The following is a 15,780-nucleotide window of genomic DNA, read 5'->3' on the forward strand; positions in this document are numbered from 1 at the left end:
TCCCCTTGCGGGAGAAGGTGGCCGAGCCGCAGGCGAGGTCGGATGAGGGGTCACGCGGGCATCGACGCCCGCCTCCCTTGTTGTTACACTATAACAATGACCCAACACGCCGCCTTCAGCACCTCCGGCTTCTTCAGCCAGGAGATCGCCGACGCCTACGACCGCCGGAATGCGGGTCTGAAGCCCATTTCCGACAGCCTGCATTTCCTGATGCGGCTGGCGCTCGTCGACCTGCCCGCCGACGCTCGCGTCCTGTGCGTCGGCGTGGGCACCGGGGCCGAGATCCTGTCCCTGGCCCAGGCCTTTCCCGGCTGGACCTTCGTCGGCGTCGATCCGTCGGCGGAAATGCTCGCCGTCGGCGCCCATCGACTGACGGAGGCCGGCGTCATGGACCGCTGCGAACTGATCCACGGCTATGTCGATGACGTCGCCGGGACCGGCTTCGACGTCGTGGTCAGCCTGCTGGTCGCCCACTTCATCCGCCGAGAGGGGCGGCCCGCCTTCTACGCCGCCATCCATGACCGGCTGAAGCCGGGCGGAAGGTTCCTGAGCGCCGAAATCTGTGGCGACCTCGACGGCCCCGGATTCCCGGCCATGCTGGCGGACTGGAAGCAGGTCCAGACCCTGATGGGCGCGACGCCGGAGTCTCTGGCGAAGCTGGAGGACGGCCTGCGCGACGTGCTCGGCGTGCTGCCAGTGGAAGAGACCGAGGCCCTGTGGCGCGACGCCGGCTTCCCCCTGCCCATCCCCTTCTTCCAGGCCTTCATGATCCGGGGCTGGCACGCGACCCGGGCCTGAGCACTGACGGCCAGGCCGATCAGTAGAGGCGGAAAGACACCGGCAGGAAGACCGGCGCCCCGGCGTCATGCCTGCTCGCCCAGTCTTCCGTGATCACCCCCAGACTGATCCCCGCCACCGCAGCTTCCCCGAACCCCTCCCCCTTCGGCTCCTCGGAGACCGGTTCGCAGCGCTTCAGTCGCCGCTCCGCCAGGTCGCAGCGCAGCACCACCCGGCCGGACTCGATATCGTGGGACGCCGCGAGGGCGGGAAAGGCGAGCCTTGGCGCCAGCTCCCACTCCGGCGTGACGACCACCTCGCTCGATATCGGCCTCAACGGCGCCTCGGCCGGCGGCCTCGTCTGCTGAAAGCCCATCAACAGCACAGCGGCCACGAGAAGCGGAATGCGTCGGATCATGAGTGTCTCCCCCGGAAGCGCCATCATTGCGGGATTATAACGGACGCGAAAGCCCCGCCCGGCCGCTCCCCTCAGCCTGGCGCCGGGTTGGGCGCCGTCCCCTTGAAATCCCGACGCTTTTGGACGCTTTAGCCGCTTCAGCCCAGCATACCCGCACACCGTGTTAGGCTCGCGACGGGTCTTTGACATCACCAGCGACAGGCGTTTGCGGCGACGGCGCGTCCTTGCACTCGTCTTGCACTCAGAGTGCAAATCCATATCGCGATATGGATCCTTGAATTTCATACCCTTGGGGAAAAACTCTCACCCCATACCTTCAAAATTGCACCTTTTGCACCCGCCTTTTTCCGCGTGCAAAACGGCCCGGTCAGCGCGCCTTCCGGCGGCCGTACAACTGTTCGATCAGGTCCAGCCGCCCGGCCTCCGGGACCGGCTTGATCACCGGCCCGTCGTTGGTGAACTCCAGCAACTGGTCCGGCTCGGGGCGCAGGTCGGGCCAGCGCAGCCGGCCCTCGCCATTGGGGTTTCCTTCCCGCGCGAACTGGATCCAGTAGCCGCTCATCAGGTCCGCCGCCCTCTGGTCGCGGTCATCCGTGGCCCAGGGCGAGGCGCTCAGGGTGTCGAAGACGTACTGCCGCTCGGACGCATGGGTCGCCCCCGCGTGCGGCTCGTTCATCGCCGCCGAGACCACGTCGAAGCGGTAGAGGAAGGTCGGATGGCCGTTCGCCGCATGCAGCCGCGCCAGATGCCGGGCCGGCTCGTTGAACACCAGGTCGCTCAGGACGTGGGCGTCATAGCCCTCCTGCCCGCCGTAACCGGTCAGGAAGGCGGCCTTCTCCTCCGGCGTCAGGGCATCGTCGATCTCGCCATAGGGGGTCAGGTCGGACGGCTTCATCCACCAGAACTCGGCCGAGTTGGTGCCGATGATCAGGGGCACGGGCGCCTCGCGTCCCGCGGCGAAGGCCGTCTCGATATCCTCTTTGATTACAATGCCATCGTTCAGGATCAGGTCGCCGCCGTAGAAGCTCGGCGCGGGCTCCAGCAGCCGCTCGGCGGGCACGGCGCGCAGGGCCTCGGCCGTCGGCGCGACCCCTGCCTGCTCGGCCCAGGCCGCCCCCCGCGCCCGGGTCGAGCGCGGCGTCTGGCCGCTGGCCTCGGCGTCGGCGACGTCCTCCAGGGCGACGCCCTGCTGACGGCCCAGACCCGACTCGACGATGGCCCTGGCGAACAAGCCTCTGGCCTCCTCGGCGACCATCAGCTGGGTCACCGCCACGCCCCCGGCCGACTCGCCGAAGATCGTCACCTGCGCCGGGTCGCCGCCGAAGGTCGCGACGTGGTCCCGCACCCACTGGAGCGCCAGGATCATGTCCATGACGCCGTAGTTGCCGGCGGCCTCTCCAGCCGGACGCTCGGCCGCCAGGGCCGGATGGTCGAAGAAGCCGAGCCGCCCGAGCCGGTAGTTCAGCGTGACCACCACCACGCCCCGGCTGGCCAGGCTGGTCCCGTCGTACAGGGCCGCCGTGCCCGAACCGTTGATGTAGCCCCCGCCGTGGACCCAGACCATGACCGGCAGCGGGTGATCCCTCTCCTTCGGCGTCCAGACGTTCAGGGTCAGACAGTCCTCGCTCATCGGCAGGGGGCCGACGCCGTTGTCGCCGTTGGCCCGCGGCTGGATGCAGATGGCCCCCACCTGCCCGGCGTCGCGCGGCCCGGTCCAGGCCTCGGCGGGGACCGGCGGCCGCCAGCGCAGCGGCCCGACCGGCGGTTGGGCGTAGGGCACGCCCTTGAAGCTCTCCACCGCCACCCCGCCCTTGTCCGCCTCGCGCCCGATCAGCGCGCCGCGACCGATCATGACCGTGGGCGGGGTGTGGGGCGGGGTCGGCGGGTCCTGCATCGGTGTGGTCATCAGAAGGGCGGCGCCGAGGAGGGCTGTCAGGGGCATACCCTACCCTAGCGACCCCGACCGCATCGCCCAACCCCGCCTGGCCGACTGTCTTGTGTCAGTCACACGACAACCCATTGAACCGAACGCCAAGCTGTGCGTTTAGACGCGCGCATAGTGGGGATGGCGTTGAAAGAACTGGCTAAGTCCGGCGACCTGGGCGCCGACCTCGCGGCGGCGTTCGACGCCTCGCCGAACCCCTATATGCTGCTGACGCCCGAGCTCCGCTTCGCCGGGATGAACCGCGCCTACCTCGAGGTCACCCAGCAGACCCGCGAGGCCCTGATCGGCCGCTACGTCATGGACGCCTTCGACGGCGACGGCGAGGAGCACAACGCCAAACGCCTGTTGGGCTCGTTCGAGAAGGTGCTGGCGACCGGCGAGACCGACCACCTGCCGGTGCTCCACTACGCGATCCCCGTGCCCGATGGTCAGGGCGGCTCCCACTATGTCGACCGCTACTGGAGCTGCACCCACAGCCCGATCATGGACGCCGATGGCACGCTCCGCTTCATCCTGCAGCACACCACCGACATCACCGAGCTCCAGCTGCTGCGGCGCCAGGCGCGCGAGGGTGGCGGGGCCGAGAGCGCGCTCGACGTCATCGTCGGCGGCGGCGTCATGGCCCGGGCCCAGCGGGTGCAGGAGGACAACCGCCGGCTGGAGGTCGAGCGCAGCCGCCTGATCGAGATGTTCATGCAGGCGCCGGGCTTCGTCGCGGTCCTGAACGGCCCCGACCACGTTTTCGAGATGGTCAACCCGGCCTATGCCCAACTCGTCGGCCACCGTCCGGTCACGGGCCTCGACATCCGCTCCGCCCTGCCCGAGCTCCAGGGTCAGGGCTACTTCGAGCTGCTGGACGACGTCTACGCCACGGGCGAACCGTTCGAGGGCAAGGAGAGCCAGGTCCAGCTGCAGCACGCCCCCGGCGGCCCGGTCACGACGGTCTATCTGAACTTCATCTACCAGCCGATCCGCGACGGCGACGGCCGCATCACCGGCATCTTCGTCCAGGGCCATGAGGTCACCGACAGCGTCCAGGCCGCCCAGCGCCAGAAGCTGATGATCGACGAGCTGAACCACCGGGTGAAGAACACCCTGGCCACGGTCCAGTCCATCGCCATGCAGACGGCCCGGTCCCACGACGACCCGAAGACCTTCGCCGAGAGCTTCCAGTCGCGGCTGATGGCCCTGTCACACACTCACGACCTGCTGACCCGCAGCCATTGGGAAGGCGCCGACCTGGCCGAGATCCTGCGCCACGAGACCGAGGCCCACGACCCCTTGCGGCTGCTCGCCAACGGCCCGCCCGTGGCCCTGGGCCCCGCCGCGGCCCTGTCCCTGGGCATGATCTTCCACGAGCTGGCGACCAATGCGGCCAAGTACGGGGCGCTCTCCGACCCCGGCGGCCGGGTCTTCGTCGACTGGTCGGTGGCCGACCAGACCGACCGCCGCCTGACCATCGAATGGCGCGAGCTGGACGGCCCGGCCGTCGCCGCCCCGATGCGCCGGGGCTTCGGCAGCCGCCTGATCGAACGCAACGTCCGCCACGACCTTGGCGGCGAAGCCCGACTCGACTACGACCCCGCCGGCTTCCGTGCGGAACTCTCGATCCCGCTCGACAGAGGACACGACTGATGACCCAAGCACTGGAAGGCCGGACCATCCTGGTAGTCGAGGACGAGTCCCTCGTGGCCATGCTGCTGGAGACCATCCTGGAGGACATGGGGTGCGCCACCCTGGGTCCCGTCTCGACGGTCGACGAGGCCCTGTCGGTCGTGCGGGACGGCCAGCCCTTCGACGGCGCCCTGCTGGACGTCAATGTGGCGGGCAAGGAGGTCTTCCCCGTCGCCGCCGCCCTGAAGGAACGGGGCGTGCCCTTCGTCTTCTCGACCGGCTACGGCGAAGGCGGCCTGCCCGAGGAGTGGCGCGGCCATCCCACCATCCAGAAGCCCTTCACCGAGGACGCCGTGCAGCAGGCCCTGATGAAGGTGCTCGGTGTAGCTACCGCCTGAGGTCCTTCAGCACCGCCTTGGCGGCGTTGTGCCCGGGCGCTCCGGTCACCCCGCCGCCCGGATGGGCGCCCGAGCCGCACAGGTAGAGGCCCGGCACCGGCATCCGGTGGTCGGCGTGGCCCAGCACCGGCCGGGCGCTGAACAGCTGGTCCAGCGTCAGCCGCCCGTGGAAGATGTCGCCGCCCACGAGGCCGAAGCGCCGCTCCAGATCGCGCGGCCCCAAGGCCAACCGCCCCACCACCGAGGCCCTGAAGCCCGGCGCGTGCCGGTCGACCGTCTCGATCATCAGGTCCGCCACCGTCTCCCGGTGCTCATCGGCCAGGTCCGGCGCGACGTGCTGGCAGAACAGGCTGGCGACGTGCTGTCCCGGCGGGGCCAGGCTGTCGTCGAGGGTCGAGGGGATCAGCATCTCGATGATGGGGTTCTGCGACCAGCCGCGCAGCCGCGCCTCGGCATGGGCCCGGTCCATATAGGCCAGGCTGGGGGCTATGATGATCCCCGCGGTCAGGTGATCACCTTGCCCGGGAAGGCTGGTGAAGGACGGCAACCGGTCCAGCGCCACGTTCATCCGGAAGGTGCCCGACCCGGAGGCATAGCCCCGCATCCGCTCGCTGAAGTCAGCCGGGACCACCGCCGGGTCGACCAGCCGGTCGAACAGCAGCCGGGGATGCAGGTTGGAGATCACGGCCTTGGCCCAGACCACGTCGCCCGCCTCGGTCACCGCGCCCACGGCCCGGCCCTTCTCGGTCAGGACCTCGGCGACGGGGGTCTCCAGCCGAACCTCGACGCCCTGTTCGGCGCAGGCGGCGGCCATGGCCTGGGTGATCGCCCCCATGCCGCCCAGCGCATGCCCCCAGACGCCCTTCTTCCCGTTCACCTCGCCGAAGACGTGGTGCAGCAGGACATAGGCCGAGCCCGGCGTATAGGGGCTGGCGTAGTTGCCGACGATCGAGTCGAAGCCGAACAGGGCCTTGATCGGCTCGCTCTCGAACCAGCCGTCCAGCCAGTCGCCGGCGGACTTGGCGAACAGGTCCAGCAGATCGCGGCGTCCCTGTACGTCCAGTCCCGCCGCCTGTCGCCCGAGGCCGGCGGCGCTCGCCAGCTCCGGCAGGGCGGCCAACCAACCATCCGTCGTCATGTTGGGCGGGGCCTTCAGGATCCAGTCGCGCAGCACCGCCGCCACGACCTCCAGCCGCCGCTCGTACTCGGGCAGCCGCTCCGCGTCCCGGGCCGAGAACCGGGCGACCTCAGCCTGCGTCCGCCCCTCCCCGGCCAGCAGGTACCGGCCGTCGTCAAGCGGCAGGAAGTTGGAGACCCTGCGCTCCACCACCTTCAGTCCATGCCGCGCCAGCTCCATGTCGGCGATGACCCGGGGGTTGAGCAGGCTGACGGTGTAGCTGGCCGTGGAGTTGCGGAAGCCCGGGTGGAAGGTCTCGGTCACCGCCGCCCCGCCGACTAGGGCCCGGCGCTCCAGCACCGTCACCTTCAGCCCCGCCCGCGCCAGATAGAAGGCGCAGACCAGCCCGTTGTGCCCCCCGCCCAGGATGACGACGTCAGTGGTGCTGGTGGTCATCGGCGGCCCTCTCTGGACCCCGAGGCCTAGCGCGCGTCGCGGGCGGAGGGAAGCGTCAGGCGGCGCGCGAGGCCGGCCGGCCCGCCTGCCAGGCGGGGCGCAGGTAGTGCACCACGCCTTCAGCCTCCTCACGGGCACGCTGCCGGTTCAGCGCCGACAGCCGCTCCACCACCGTCGCGTCATCCAGACCCGGGGGCCAGCCGTACGCCGCCTCGACCAGATCGTCGATCTGGCGCTGCAGCCTCTCCAGGGTGCGGATGCGGGCCTGGGTGCAGGTCGAGGCGGCGTCCGGCGGCAGGGCTTCTCCAGCCCGCACCCGAACCAGAAGGTTGTAGAGACCGGTCATCGTCAGCGCCGGCAGCCGCGCCAACGTCTCCTGCCGGGTCCGGTCCAGATCCTCCGCCAGCTCGGCCAGGGTCCGGCGCTGGACCTCCGTCAGCTCCGGGAAGGGGAAGGGGTCGAAGCAGCTGCCCTTCACATAGACGGGCCGATCCTCCAGCCGCCCGCCGAAGGCTTCGGCCCAGCATCGGTGAGCCCTCGACGACAGGACCCCCAGCACCGCCGCATCGTCCGAGGCGACGCAGACCAGACGGTTGTCGGGCACGAAGGCCGCGTCGACGAAGCGGAACCACAGATGCTTGGCCACCTCGGCCGTGGCGATGAAGCGCCCCAGGCCGGTCAGGGCCGCGCGGAGGCCCTGCCGCGGCTCGCCCGGCATCCACCAGCGGTCGCGGTAGGTCTGGCGGCGGTTACGGTCCCGCACCGGCTTCACGGTCTCCAGCAGGTGTTCGTAGAAGCCGGGATGCCGCCGCCGCGCCTCGGCCTCAGAGAGGCCGGAGAAGTCGATAAGCATCAGATTGCGCGACCGCTCGGCGGCGTCGCGGCCGTTCAGATAGGGCCGCGTCGGGGCCGCTTCGCTCCGCTCCGACAGGGCCGCGAGCTGAGCCGCCCGCTCCGGCGAGACGAGGAAGCCCGCCCCCATCAGCTGAACGCCCCGCGAGGCGAGCAGCGCATTGGCCTTCAACGGCTGAACGGGGGTCTGGCCGGGACTGATCTGAAGGTTGGAGCCGATCACGCCCCGGGTCTCGTCCAGCGACAGCATCGACGCGCCGTCGGGTCCGCGGCGCTCGGCGACGATCCGCCCCAGACGGCCGGCCCGGTCCGAGCGGGTCTTCTCGGCCACAGTGATCGCCACCCGCACAGAGGCCGCCGAACCGCCGCCCCAGGGATAGTCGGTGACCGCATAGACCAGATGGATCGCGCCCTCATCCTCCAGATGGCGGGCGAGCACCGCGCGTGAACCCTGCTGGGCGATGGAGTTGGTGGTCACGAAGCCGAACCGGCGCAGGCGCGACCCCGGCCGGGCCAGGATGCGGGCCGCCCGGTCCCACCAGCACATGACCAGATCGGCCTGACGGAACCGCCCCTGCCGCACGGCCCAGAGGTCGTCGACATAGGCGTCGCCGAGCTGGCGGCGGGCCTGGGCCGCGCCGAGATAGGGCGGGTTGCCGATGATGAACTCGGCGTCCGGCCAGTCGGACAGCCGGGGTGTCGAACCCGGGCGATAGAGGCCGGCGGGGGACCGCCCCGGCGCCAGCAGGGCGTCTCTCTGGACGATGGCCCCGTGGCTGGCGCGCACGACCGAGGTCCGGCCGACGGCGGCCCCGCCACGCCGCCGGGCCTCGGACTGAAGATCGGCGATGGTCATGACCAGACGGGCGATCCAGACGGCCCGGGGATCGATGTCCAGACCCATGAACCGCCGGCGCGACACCCGGCGCGCGTCGATCCCGGCCAGCCCCTGATTGTCGGTCAGGTCCTCCAGGGCGACGAAGACCTCGGCCTCGAGGACGCGCATCATCCGCATGGCGACGTACAGGAAGTTGCCCGAGCCGCAGGCCGGGTCCAGCACCCTGACGGTGCAGAGGCGGCGATGGAAGCGGCACAGGATCTGGCGCGCCAGATCGGTCCGGCCCTGCCCCACCCGGCGCTAGGCCCCGGCCCGGACCTCGGCCCATTCCGTACGCAGCACCTCCATGATGGTCGGGGTGACCACGGCCTCGATGGTCGCGACGTCGGTGTAGTGGACCCCACCCGCCGCCCGTTCCCCCGTCGTGAAGGCCCGCTCCAGCAGGGAGCCGAACACCGCCGGCTCCACATCCCGCCAGTCCTGCCGCGCCGCCGCGATCAGCTCGTCGAGGTCGGCCGGGGTCAGGGCGATGGGCGCCACCGCGTCCAGCACCTCGCTGTCGAAGCGCGGGATGGCCTGTCCCAGGATCACGCTGAAGCCCCCGCGCCGCATCTCGCGGAACAGCTGGGCGGCGGCGCGATGGAACTCCTCGGGCGCGCCGCGATAGCGCTCCAGCAGGCGCAGGAAGGCGTGGTTCTCGAACCGCCCTGTGCTGTCGGCGAACATGGCCAGGATGCACTGGGTCAGGAAGTTGGCGGCCTTGGACTGGCAGGCCTGGCGGTGGACCGGGTCGATCTCGCTGGCGCCCGACCCGGCGGCGATGTCGGCGGCCAGGCGCGAGCCGATGATCGGGATCAGCCCCGCCAGGGCCCGCCCCACCACGGCGGTAACCTTGCGGACCTGAAGAGTCGGGTCCAGCGAGTGCGGATCCATCCAGACCCGGACCAGCCGGTCCCGGATCTCGGGCCGGCGCAGGTCCTCCAGCGCGATCCGGTGGCTCTCGGCGTCCGGGAAGGGCGCGTAGGGGCCGCCGTTCGCGCCGAAGCTGGACCACAGCTCGATCGAGCGGCCGACGTTGACGATCACCAGGAAGGGCGGACGACGGTCCAGCCGGTCGGCATAGACCTCGGCCTGCCTTAGCCCCTTGCCCATCTCCTGCTCGCGCCCCTTGATCTCCAGCACGAAGGCGCCCCGACGGTAGCAGTCGGCCCGCATCCGGCGAGGGACCGCCCCCTCGTCCCGGAAGTGCAGATAGCGTTCGAAGGCGTAGTCGGGATCGCCCACGACCTGATCGTTCGGCGCGGGCACGCCGAGGACCCGGCAGAGCTGGATGATGAAGGTCTGGCCGTCCGAGCTCTCGCGAACCGCCGCGCGACTCCAGGTTTCGATGAACGCGTCCATCCCGATCCAGCCCCCACCAGAAGAGGCCAACTCTAGATTAGTTCGAAACCTTAATACAGCCTTAAGTTGTTAACCCTAACCCACCCACATAACGCCACGAAAGCAAGGGCTTGCCCAGCCAGTAGGCCAGTTCGGCGGGGCGAGTGATGTCCCAGACGGCCAGGTCGGCGCGCTTGCCGGGCTCCAGGGTTCCGATCCGGTCGGACAGGCCCAGCGCCTTCGCCGCGTGGCGCGTGACGCCGGCCAGGGCTTCTTCCGGGGTCAGACGAAACTGGACGCAGGCCAGGGTGATGGCCGCGGTCATGGAGGCGACCGGCGAGGTGCCGGGATTGCAGTCCGTGGCCACGGCCATGGCGACGCCGTGCTGACGCAGCAGGGCGATCGGCGGCGGGGTGGTCTCGCGCAGCATCAGATAGGCGCCGGGCAGCAGGACCGCGACGACCCCCGCCTGCCCCATGGCCGCGATTCCCGCCTCGGTCGCGTGCTCGATATGGTCGGCGGACAGGGCGTTGTGACGCGCCGCGAGGGCCGCCCCGGCGCCGTCCGAGAGCTGGTCGGCATGCAGCTTGACCGGAAGGCCCAGCGCCTTCGCCCTGTCGAACAGGCGCGAGACCTCTTCGGCCGAGAAGGCGATGGGCTCGCAATAGGCGTCGACGGCGTCGACCAGACCCTCGGCATGGGCGGCGGGCAGGATGTCGTCGATGGCGAGGTCGACATAGGCGGCCCGGCTTTCGTCCGAACCCCGGAACTCGGGCGGGACGGCGTGGAGGCCCAGATAGGAGGTGCGGACGTGGACGCCCGCCTCGCGGCCGATGCGGCGGGCGACGCGCAGCATCTTCAGCTCGCTGTCGCGGTCCAGCCCATAGCCGGACTTGATCTCGACGGTGGTGACGCCGGTGGCCTTCAGGCCTTCGAGCCGCGACAGGGCCGAGGCGTAGAGCTGGTCCTCGGAGGCGTCGCGCGTCGCCTTGACCGAAGAGACGATGCCGCCGCCGGCGCGGGCGATCTCCTCATAGGTGACGCCTTCCAGACGCTGTTCGAACTCGCCGGACCGGTCACCGCCGAAGACCAGATGGGTGTGGCAGTCGATCAGGCCGGGGGTGACCCAGCGGCCGTCGAGGGCGTGGGTTTCGGCCGCTTCATGCGCCGGCAGGTCGGCGCGGGGGCCGATCCAGAGGATGGCGCCGTCGCGGATCAGGATCGCCGCGTCCTCGATCGCGCCATAGGGGACGCCGCCCTCCGTCATGGTGGCAACGTGGCAGTCGGTCAGCAGCAGATCGGCCTTCACGGACGGTCTCCGCGCGGCGAGAAGCGGGCGACGAGATCGTAGCGGTCGCCGGGGAAGGTCTGGGAGACGCGCGTCACCGCCTGTCCGTCCCGCCAGGTCCGGCGCTCGACACAGAGACAGGCGGTCCCGGGTTTGAGCGCCAGAAGCCGGGCGTCACGTCCTCCGGCGGCGACGGCGGAGATGCGGTGTTCGGCCTCGGTCCAGGGCGCCGAGTCCAGCAGCCAGGCCCCCGGCGGCATGAGGGAGAAGTCGGCGACCGCCGCCTCGGGCACGGCGCCGAGGGCGATCAGGCGGCGCTCCAAAGCGAAGGGGGCGTCGTCGGCCAGATGCAGGCCTTCCAGCTCCAGCAGGGTTCCGCCTTCCCCGGCCAGCTCCCGCTCCTCACGATTGCGCGGCTCGCGCTCGAGGCGGTCCAGCAGGCGGAAGGCGTAGGTCTGGCCCCGCTCGGCGATCTCGGCGCCCAGGTCGGGGATGGCCAGGATGGCGGCGTGGGCGCGCGGCTGGGCGACGAAGGTGCCCGCCCGCCGGCGGCGCGTGACCAAGCCCCGGCCCGCCAACTCGGAGATGGCCTTGTTCACCGTCATGCGGGAGCAGCCGTACTGGGCCGTCAGCTCATGTTCGAACGGGATGCGCGAGCCGGGCGCCCAGTCGCCGGACAGGATGCGGCCTTCCAGTTCGGCGTAGATGCGACGGTGAAGGGTGGCGGGCTCGCTCATGCGTCCTGTCCGAGTACGGTCTTCAGGGCCTTGCGGTAGCGGGATTCGATCGCGTCGCGCGCCACGTGGCGGCCGTCGGCCACGACCTGTTCGCCACGCCGCCAGACGGAGCGGATGGCGTTGCGGTCGGCGGCGAAGATCCAGCTGTCGAGGACGGCGTCGCCCGAGCGGCCCTCGAAGGCGATGCCCGAGGTGTCCAGGCCGACGATGTCCGCAGGTTGCCCGATCGAGAGGCCGCCCGTGGAGCCCGTCGCCTGCTGACCGCCGGCCAGGGCGCGGTCGAACAGGGCCCGGCCGGTGGTGCGCGTTCCGTCCGCCATGACGGCGCGCTTCCTGAGCGACAGACGCTGGCTGTACTCCAGCTGGCGCAGCTCGCCGGCGAGGCCGATGCGGACATTGGAGTCGGTGCCGATGCCGAACCGGCCGCCGTTCTGGACATAGGCCGAGGCCGGGAAGACGCCGTCGCCGAGGTTGGCCTCAGTGACCGGGCACAGGCCGACGACGGCGCCGCGCGCAGCGACCTCGCCCCATTCGGCGTCAGTGACATGGGTGGCGTGGATCAGGCACCAGCGCGGATCGACGGGGGCGTTGGCCAGCAGCCATTCGACCGGCCGTGCGCCCGACCAGGCGAGGCAGTCGTCGACCTCCTTCGTCTGTTCGGCGACGTGGATGTGTATGGGGCCGTCGCCCGCCAGCGCAGGCATGGCGGCCAGTTCGTCCGGCGAGACGGCGCGCAGGCTGTGCGGCGCGACGCCGACGACGGCGTCCGGCAGGGTCGCCGTCAGGGTGCGGCCGCGTGCGACCAGATCGGCGAAGCCGTCCAGATCAGTGATGAAGCGGCGCTGCCCCTGCGACGGCGGCTGACCGCCGAAGCCGGCGTGGGCGTAGAAGACGGGCAGCAGGGTCAGGCCGACGCCCGTGGCCTCAGCCGCCGCGACGATGCGGCCCGTCAGCTCGGCCGGATCGGCATAGGGCCGGCCCGCCGGATCGTTGTGCAGATAGTGGAACTCGGCGACGCGGGTGAAGCCGCCCTCCAGCATCTCGGCGAAGGCGAGGGCCGTGATGGCCTCGATCTCGTCGGGCCCGCCCCGGTCGAGGAAGCGGTACATCAGTTGACGCCAGCTCCAGAAGTCGTCGTCTTCGCCCCCCTCCGGCCCACGCCCCTCGGTCAGGCCGGCCATGGCGCGCTGGAAGGCGTGGCTGTGGACGTTGGCGACGCCGGGGACGGCAACCCCGCCGCCCTGATCGGTCGCGGCCCGCGCGACGCCGGTCTCAATAGCGGAGATCAGTCCGTCGGCGACGGTGATCCGGACGCCGAACGCCCAGTCTTCCCCCAGCAGAGCCTGCTCGAACCACAGGCTGCGACCCTCACGCGACGTTTGCGGCACTGGACAATCCCGATCAGACTCGAACATTATGTATAGACATACCACACCCAAACGGAATCGCGAGGGAGGCCGAAAACATGCTGGACTGGCTGACTGTACGCGAGGGCGGCTCGCCCCTGATCATCGGCCTGCCGCACACGGGGACGCACATCCCGGCGGAGATCGAGGCGCAGATGACCTCGCCCTGGCTGGCCCGCAAGGACGCCGACTGGTGGGTGGACCGGCTCTATGACTTCGCGGTCGAGCTGGACGCGACCTTCGTGCGGACGGGGATCTCGCGCAGTGTCATCGACGTGAACCGCGACCCGTCCGGCGCCTCCCTCTATCCCGGCATGACCACCACTGGCCTGTGCCCGACCGAGACCTTCGACGGGGAGCCGCTGTATCTGGCGGGTCAGGCGCCCGATCAGGCCGAGATCGACGCCCGCCGCGCGACCTTCTTCGATCCCTATCACGCCGCCCTTCAGGGCCAGATCGACCGGCTGAGGGCGACCGGCCCCGTCGTCCTCTATGACGCCCATTCGATCCGATCGGTCGTGCCGCGCCTGTTCGAGGGCGAGCTGCCGCAGTTCAACATCGGCGATAACGTCGGCGCGACCTGCGACGGCGCCCTGACCCGGGCCGTCGAGGCCGCCTGCGCCGTCTCGGGCCTGAGCCACGTCGTCAACGGCCGCTTCAAGGGCGGCTGGACCACGCGCCACTACGGCCGGCCGCAAGACGGCGTCCACGCCATCCAGATGGAGCTGGCCGACCGGGGCTACATCCTCGATCCGGCCGGGCCGGTCGACGAGACGAACTGGCCCTCCCCCTATGAACCCGCCCGGGCGGAACGGATGCGCGAGACCCTGCGCGCCGTCCTGACCGCCTGTATCGACTTCGCCAAAGCCTGACGGACCGCCATGACCGACAAGACCCCCAACGCCCGCGTCGTCCGCAGCCCGCGCGGCCCGGAGAAGACCGCGAAGACCTGGGTCGCCGAGGCGGCGATGCGGATGCTGATGAACAACCTCGACCCCGAGGTGGCCGAGCGGCCCGACGACCTCGTCGTCTATGGCGGCATCGGCAAGGCGGCCCGCGACTGGGCCAGCTTCGACCGCATCGTCTCGGAGCTTCAGGCGCTGGAGGCCGACCAGACCCTGCTGGTCCAGTCGGGCAAGCCGGTCGGCGTCTTCCGCACCCATGAGGACGCGCCGCGCGTCCTGATCGCCAACTCCAATCTGGTCCCGAAGTGGGCGACCTGGGAGCATTTCAACGCGCTCGATCGCAAGGGCCTCATGATGTACGGCCAGATGACCGCGGGGTCCTGGATCTACATCGGCACCCAAGGGATCGTTCAGGGCACCTATGAGACCTTCATGGAGGCCGGCCGCCAGCACTATGATGGCGACTGGTCGGGCAAGTGGATTCTGACGGCGGGCCTCGGCGGCATGGGCGGGGCCCAGACCCTTGCCGCGACCATGGCCGGCGCCTCGTGTCTGGCGATCGAGTGCCAGCGCAGCCGGATCGAGAAGCGGCTGGAGACGCGATATCTCGACGTCATGGCCGAGACGCTCGACGAGGCCCTCGCCCTGATCGAACAGTCGCTGAAGGACGGCAAGCCGGTCTCGGTCGGCCTTCTGGCCAACGCCGCCGACGTCCTGCCTGAGCTGGTGAAGCGCGGCGTGCGGCCCGATCTGGTCACCGACCAGACCAGCGCCCACGACCTGGTCAACGGCTATCTGCCGAGCGGCTGGACCGTCGCGGAGTGGGAGGACAAACGCCAGTCCGACCCGGCCTCCGTCGAGGCGGCGGCGAAGGCGTCGATCGTCACCCACGTTCAGGCCATGCTCGATTTCCAGGCGGCCGGCATCCCCGTCGTCGACTACGGCAACAACATCCGCCAGGTCGCCTTCGACGAGCGACTGGCCAACGCCTTCGACTTTCCCGGCTTCGTGCCCGCCTACATCCGCCCCCTATTCTGCCGTGGCGTAGGCCCGTTCCGCTGGGCGGCGCTGAGCGGCGATCCGGAGGATATCAGGAAGACCGACGAAGCCATGAAGCGGCTGTTCCCCGACAATGCGGGCCTGCACCGCTGGCTGGACATGGCGCAGGAACGCATCGCTTTTCAGGGACTTCCAGCCCGTATCTGCTGGATTGGTTTAGGTGATCGCCACCGCGCCGGCCTGATGTTCAACGAGATGGTGGCGTCGGGCGAGCTGTCGGCGCCGATCGTGATCGGGCGGGATCATCTCGACTCCGGATCGGTGGCCAGCCCCAATCGCGAGACGGAATCAATGATTGATGGCTCCGACGCCGTGTCCGACTGGCCGCTGCTGAACGCTTTGCTGAACACCGCCTCGGGCGCCAGCTGGGTGTCGCTGCACCACGGCGGCGGGGTCGGCATGGGCTACTCCCAGCACTCCGGCGTGGTCATCGTCGCCGACGGCACGCCCGAGGCGGCGAAGCGTCTGGAGCGCGTCCTGTGGAACGACCCGGCGACCGGCGTCATGCGCCACGCCGACGCCGGCTATGAGATCGCCCGCGCCTCCGCGAAAGAGCACGAACTGAACCTGCCGAGCCTGAAGGCCTGAAG

13 protein-coding genes are annotated in these 15,780 nt (G+C 70.2%); 5 read left to right on the forward strand and 8 right to left on the reverse strand.

The window, feature by feature from the left end:
* Nucleotides 1–96: 96 nt before the first annotated feature.
* Nucleotides 97–798: an SAM-dependent methyltransferase gene (locus AC1ROD_RS11480; protein ID WP_492948369.1), complete on the forward strand. Its 702-nt coding sequence runs from the start codon at nucleotides 97–99 to the stop codon at nucleotides 796–798.
* A 19-nt stretch (nucleotides 799–817) separates the two neighbouring features.
* On the opposite strand, the gene AC1ROD_RS11485 is transcribed toward AC1ROD_RS11480, so the two are convergent.
* Both AC1ROD_RS11485 and AC1ROD_RS11490 read right to left on the reverse strand, forming a co-directional pair.
* Nucleotides 818–1,195: a hypothetical protein gene (locus AC1ROD_RS11485; protein ID WP_492948370.1), complete on the reverse strand. Its 378-nt coding sequence runs from the start codon at nucleotides 1,193–1,195 to the stop codon at nucleotides 818–820.
* Between the two features lie 367 nt (nucleotides 1,196–1,562).
* Nucleotides 1,563–3,137, reverse strand: a complete 1,575-nt coding sequence (locus AC1ROD_RS11490) for a carboxylesterase/lipase family protein (protein WP_492948371.1) — start codon at nucleotides 3,135–3,137, stop codon at nucleotides 1,563–1,565.
* A 123-nt stretch (nucleotides 3,138–3,260) separates the two neighbouring features.
* Between AC1ROD_RS11490 and AC1ROD_RS11495 the strand changes: the two genes are divergently transcribed.
* Nucleotides 3,261–4,775 (forward strand): sensor histidine kinase, encoded by a 1,515-nt coding sequence (locus AC1ROD_RS11495; RefSeq protein ID WP_492948372.1) that lies wholly within the window; start codon nucleotides 3,261–3,263, stop codon nucleotides 4,773–4,775.
* Nucleotides 4,775–5,152 (forward strand): response regulator, encoded by a 378-nt coding sequence (locus tag AC1ROD_RS11500; protein ID WP_492948373.1) that lies wholly within the window; start codon nucleotides 4,775–4,777, stop codon nucleotides 5,150–5,152. Before AC1ROD_RS11495 ends, AC1ROD_RS11500 begins: the two co-directional genes overlap by 1 nt.
* Here AC1ROD_RS11500 and AC1ROD_RS11505 read toward each other — a convergent pair.
* The 6 genes from AC1ROD_RS11505 to AC1ROD_RS11530 form a co-directional block, all read right to left on the reverse strand.
* On the reverse strand, nucleotides 5,142–6,725 hold the full coding sequence (locus AC1ROD_RS11505; RefSeq protein WP_492948374.1) for a phytoene desaturase family protein: 1,584 nt from the start codon (nucleotides 6,723–6,725) through the stop codon (nucleotides 5,142–5,144). The two genes, AC1ROD_RS11500 and AC1ROD_RS11505, sit on opposite strands and share 11 nt — an antisense overlap.
* Before the next feature lie 55 nt (nucleotides 6,726–6,780).
* Nucleotides 6,781–8,709, reverse strand: a complete 1,929-nt coding sequence (locus tag AC1ROD_RS11510; protein ID WP_492948375.1) for a DNA methyltransferase — start codon at nucleotides 8,707–8,709, stop codon at nucleotides 6,781–6,783.
* A 6-nt stretch (nucleotides 8,710–8,715) separates the two neighbouring features.
* Entirely contained in the window at nucleotides 8,716–9,816 is a 1,101-nt protein-coding gene (locus AC1ROD_RS11515) for a type IIL restriction-modification enzyme MmeI (protein WP_492948376.1), read from the reverse strand.
* A gap of 61 nt (nucleotides 9,817–9,877) precedes the next feature.
* The gene (hutI, locus tag AC1ROD_RS11520; RefSeq protein WP_492948377.1) at nucleotides 9,878–11,104 is read right to left on the reverse strand and encodes an imidazolonepropionase; all 1,227 of its coding nucleotides are present in this window, start codon (nucleotides 11,102–11,104) and stop codon (nucleotides 9,878–9,880) included.
* Nucleotides 11,101–11,820: a histidine utilization transcriptional repressor HutC gene (gene hutC / locus AC1ROD_RS11525; protein WP_492948378.1), complete on the reverse strand. Its 720-nt coding sequence runs from the start codon at nucleotides 11,818–11,820 to the stop codon at nucleotides 11,101–11,103. The genes hutI and hutC overlap by 4 nt, the downstream gene beginning before the upstream one ends.
* Entirely contained in the window at nucleotides 11,817–13,235 is a 1,419-nt protein-coding gene (locus AC1ROD_RS11530; protein WP_492948379.1) for a formimidoylglutamate deiminase, read from the reverse strand. The genes hutC and AC1ROD_RS11530 overlap by 4 nt, the downstream gene beginning before the upstream one ends.
* Nucleotides 13,236–13,285: 50 nt before the next feature.
* Between AC1ROD_RS11530 and hutG the strand changes: the two genes are divergently transcribed.
* A complete protein-coding gene (gene hutG / locus AC1ROD_RS11535; protein WP_492948380.1) occupies nucleotides 13,286–14,098 on the forward strand; it encodes an N-formylglutamate deformylase in 813 nt (270 codons plus the stop codon).
* A 9-nt stretch (nucleotides 14,099–14,107) separates the two neighbouring features.
* A complete protein-coding gene (hutU, locus tag AC1ROD_RS11540; protein WP_492948381.1) occupies nucleotides 14,108–15,778 on the forward strand; it encodes a urocanate hydratase in 1,671 nt (556 codons plus the stop codon).
* Nucleotides 15,779–15,780 lie beyond the last annotated feature (2 nt).

It is taken from the genome of Brevundimonas sp. GW821-FHT12E07 (assembly GCF_058807035.1).

Excerpts from the sequence above, each read along its gene's own strand:
- AC1ROD_RS11530 (WP_492948379.1), bottom strand. The coding sequence starts at position 13,235 with ATGTTCGAGTCTGATCGGGATTGTCCAGTGCCGCAAACGTCGCGTGAG.
- AC1ROD_RS11480 (WP_492948369.1), top strand. The coding sequence starts at position 97 with ATGACCCAACACGCCGCCTTCAGCACCTCCGGCTTCTTCAGCCAGGAG.
- AC1ROD_RS11490 (WP_492948371.1), bottom strand. The coding sequence starts at position 3,137 with ATGCCCCTGACAGCCCTCCTCGGCGCCGCCCTTCTGATGACCACACCG.
- AC1ROD_RS11495 (WP_492948372.1), top strand. The coding sequence starts at position 3,261 with ATGGCGTTGAAAGAACTGGCTAAGTCCGGCGACCTGGGCGCCGACCTC.
- AC1ROD_RS11500 (WP_492948373.1), top strand. The coding sequence starts at position 4,775 with ATGACCCAAGCACTGGAAGGCCGGACCATCCTGGTAGTCGAGGACGAG.
- AC1ROD_RS11505 (WP_492948374.1), bottom strand. The coding sequence starts at position 6,725 with ATGACCACCAGCACCACTGACGTCGTCATCCTGGGCGGGGGGCACAAC.
- AC1ROD_RS11485 (WP_492948370.1), bottom strand. The coding sequence starts at position 1,195 with ATGATCCGACGCATTCCGCTTCTCGTGGCCGCTGTGCTGTTGATGGGC.
- hutU (WP_492948381.1), top strand. The coding sequence starts at position 14,108 with ATGACCGACAAGACCCCCAACGCCCGCGTCGTCCGCAGCCCGCGCGGC.
- AC1ROD_RS11515 (WP_492948376.1), bottom strand. The coding sequence starts at position 9,816 with ATGGACGCGTTCATCGAAACCTGGAGTCGCGCGGCGGTTCGCGAGAGC.
- hutC (WP_492948378.1), bottom strand. The coding sequence starts at position 11,820 with ATGAGCGAGCCCGCCACCCTTCACCGTCGCATCTACGCCGAACTGGAA.
- hutG (WP_492948380.1), top strand. The coding sequence starts at position 13,286 with ATGCTGGACTGGCTGACTGTACGCGAGGGCGGCTCGCCCCTGATCATC.